This is a genomic window from Acidiphilium sp. JA12-A1 (assembly GCF_000724705.2).
In the GTDB taxonomy this organism is placed as follows: Bacteria; Pseudomonadota; Alphaproteobacteria; order Acetobacterales; family Acetobacteraceae; genus Acidiphilium; species Acidiphilium multivorum.
In genome coordinates this window covers 1-3,365 of sequence record NZ_JFHO01000233.1, presented here as the reverse complement: position 1 = coordinate 3,365, position 3,365 = coordinate 1, and the positions used below count along the sequence as shown (strand labels likewise).

Genomic DNA, 3,365 nt, shown 5'->3' with positions numbered 1-3,365 from the left:
ATTATGCCGCATGGCCTCCGCTGGAGGCCGGATAGCCCGGCATTGGCCATGCGGCTGTTCGGCATAATCAGAGCCCTTCCAGGAACGCGAGGAGTTGATCGTCGGGCCGGAACCGGCCCGACGGCGTGGCTGGAGCGGCGACGCGAGCGAGCGCCGTTTTCCTTCATCCGCATGTCGGCATGGATGTAGATTTGGGTGGTCTCGACGTTCTCGTGACCAAGCCAGAGCGCGATCACCGCAGGATCAACGCCGTGGTGGAGCAGGTCCATCGCCGTGCTGTGGCGCAGCGTATGTGGCGTGACCTGTTTCGTGCCGATGCTCGGGCACGCGCGCGACGCCGTGAGGCAGTGCTTGCGGACCAGATGCTCAAGAGCGTCACGGCTCAGCCGTTCGCCCCGGATCGACGGGAACAGCGGCTTGCCCTCATCTTTGTCGTTGCCGATCCACGTCGCCAGCAGCTTGGCTGTCTCGCGGCGAAGCGGGGTGGCGCGCTCCTTCCGGCCCTTGCCCATGCAACGGATGTGCGCGCCGGTCCCCAGCACGACATCGCCCCGCGTGAGGCCGACCAGTTCGGAAGCCCGCAGGCCTGTCTGGACCGCAAGCAGGAGCAGAGCGTGATCGCGCCGCCCCGCCCATGTTGTACGATCCGGAGCCGCCAACAGCGCCGCCATTTCCTCGGCATCGAGGAACGTGACCGCACGCTTCACATAGCGCTTATTGGGCATGGCGAGGATGCGCTGGCAGTGCAGCAGCCAAGTCGGATCGGTCATCGCGACGAAGCGGAAGAACGATCGGATCGCGGCGAGCCGGGTATTACGGCTGCGAGCGCTATTACCCCGCGCGGTCTCGGTGTGGGCGAGGAAGTCCGCGACCAGATCGGCGTCGATGTCTTCGACCGTCAGGTTGACCGGCGGCTTTTTGCGGCGGGCGCTCGCATATCTGAGCAGCAGCCGGAACGTATCGCGATAGCCGGCGACCGTATGTCGGCTCGCCTCCAGTTGCGTGCAAAGCCGGTCGGTGAAGAAGCGCTGGATCAGCGCGGGCAAGGTGACGGCGTTCATTGTGCCATCTCCCCGCCGCTCGCGGTGGCACGGGCTATCGCCAGATCGAGCAGTTCCGGGACCGCCTCCAGATACCAGTATGTTCGGGAAGGGCTGCTATGACCCAGATAGGTCGTCAGCCGGATCATCTCGCGCGCCGGATCCTTGCCGGTCCGGTACCAGTCGATCATCGTGCGCACGGCGAAGGTGTGGCGCAGATCGTGGATGCGTGGCCCTCGGCCATGCCGATGGTACTGCTGCTCGGATCGCAAGCCGATCTGCTGGCACGCCTGCGCGAAGTTGTAGCGGGCCGTGCAGTCGGTGAGCCGGGTCGCCTTGTCGGTTACGAACAGCGGCACCGCCGGATGACCGATCAGCCGATCGCGTTCGATGCGATAGTTGAGCAGTCGCTCGACGGTGCTGGGGTCGAGCGGCAGCAACCGCTCCTTGCCGTTCTTGCCCTGTCGGACGCGCAGCACACCATTATCGGCGTCGAGGTCGTTCCCATCGAGCGCGAGCGCCTCGCTGATGCGCAAGCCCGTGACCGCGATGAGCGCGAACAGTGTCGAGCAAGTCAGCCCGCGCAACCCGCAGATCGACGGCAGCGCCTTTGCGGCCGCGATAATCGAAGCGACCTCGGCATTGCTGTAGATATGCGGACGCGAGCGCATGACAGTGTCCGGCAACAGGCCCCGTGGTGGGGGTTCATGCGCCGGATCGAAGCTGCTCAGCCACTGCGCGAAGAGGCGCACGGCGGTAAGCCGCGCCGCTCGCGTCATGCCGTTGGCCTCGCCGAGCGTAGCGTGCCAACGCAGGAACAGCGCCGTGTCGATATGCGTCACACGCTCGCTGTCGGCGAACCGCGTGAAGCGGCGAAGGATGCGCTCGCTGGTGCTCAGGTCGTAGCCGAGGCGGCGCCGCACAGCCAGATAGCGGTCGAGTTGGAAGGTGAGGCTCATTGCGCGCCTCCCGCCACGGGCCAAGGCATTGCCACTGACCGCAGCCCATCGATGTCGAGACGGGCATATATCATCGTTGATGTGCGTGAGCGGTGCCGCAGCACATCGCCCACCTCGTCGAGCGATGCACCCGAGTTCACTAACTGGGTGGCAAGGCTATGACGCAGCAGGTGCGATCCCACATAGGGCGTTACCGGCTTCTGGCCAGTCGCCTTCAGCGCATCCTTGAGAACGGCGTTGACGATCTGGCTGTCCTTGAACGGACGGTACGGCGCGCGATGGGTGACGAACATCGTGCGACAGGACGCGGGTCCGCGTTCCTCGCGCAGATAGCGGCAGAGGGCCTCGCCAACCTCCGCGCTGATCGGCACGCGATCGTGGAGCTTCCCCTTGCCACGCACCAAGAGTTCGCCCGCGCGCCAGTCGATGTCGTCCAGCTGGATCGCGATGACCTCGGCAGCGCGCAAGCCGAGCCGGGCCATGATGAGCAGCATCGCATAGTCCCGAGCGCCGTGCCGGGGGCTGTCGCGCACGCAGGCGAGCACCGCCTCGACGCCCTCGGGCGACAGATGGCGCGGCAGTCGTGCGCCCCAGCGCTTCGCCGCCCTAGGCACGCTCAGCGCCAGATTGGTCGCTGTCGCGCCGCTGCCGAACAGATATTGCAGGAAGATACGAACATGCGTTGCCACCGTTTTGTCGCGACGCGCGCCTGCCAACACATGCTCGATGAAGCTGATCACGTCGGCAGGCCGCAACCGCCCCGGATCAACTATCGCATCACCAAAGCGATGATCGAGGAACCGGTTGGCGAACCGCAGCGTGTGATAGATCGTCCGCGGACTCAGGCCGCGATGCTTGACCAGATAGGTCTCGAAGTTCGCCAGCAGGGTCGCGCGCGCCTGCTGCGCCTCGGTCAACGGCACCGGCTGCGTGACGCCGATATCGAGCAGATGCTGCGCGAACCGGCGGGCCAACCTATACGGCCATACCGAGCCCGTCTTCTTGCGCGGCACCTTGCGTCCCAGATGCTCGGCCATGTCGAGCGTCAACGCCGAAGGACTGATGCCCTCGACATCCATCGCGTGCCCCACCTTCCGCAGGATCGATTGGTAGGTCTTGACCGTGCCGGCGGTGTAATTCTCCGCCGCAAAGCTCTCGGCGAACGAGTCCAGATACGGCTCGATGCAGGTCTGCAAATATTGAGGCATGATCGTCGTGCTCCATGTTGTTGGAGCGATGAAGATTATGCCGAATGGGATTGGTGCGATCATACCGCCAACCGCGCCCTGCCGAGCAGATGCGGCATAATCCGGATCTCGGCATTACTGCCCCGTTAATGCCGATGTCGGCATAAGGGGCACGCCAC

At 64.9% G+C, this 3,365-nt stretch carries 3 protein-coding genes; all 3 read right to left on the bottom strand.

The features are described 5' to 3' along the window. A partial coding sequence (locus RT91_RS19560; protein WP_240314384.1) for a tyrosine-type recombinase/integrase occupies nt 1-1,061 on the bottom strand: 1,061 nt, incomplete at its 3' end. Beyond that, the gene (locus RT91_RS19555) at nt 1,058-1,999 is read right to left on the bottom strand and encodes a tyrosine-type recombinase/integrase (RefSeq protein ID WP_011930444.1); all 942 of its coding nucleotides are present in this window, start codon (nt 1,997-1,999) and stop codon (nt 1,058-1,060) included. The genes RT91_RS19555 and RT91_RS19560, both read right to left, overlap by 4 nt. Beyond that, complete coding sequence (locus RT91_RS19550; RefSeq protein ID WP_233490019.1) at nt 1,996-3,270, bottom strand: tyrosine-type recombinase/integrase; 1,275 nt, start codon at nt 3,268-3,270, stop codon at nt 1,996-1,998. The genes RT91_RS19555 and RT91_RS19550 overlap by 4 nt, the downstream gene beginning before the upstream one ends. Between the last annotated feature and the right edge of the window lie 95 nt (nt 3,271-3,365).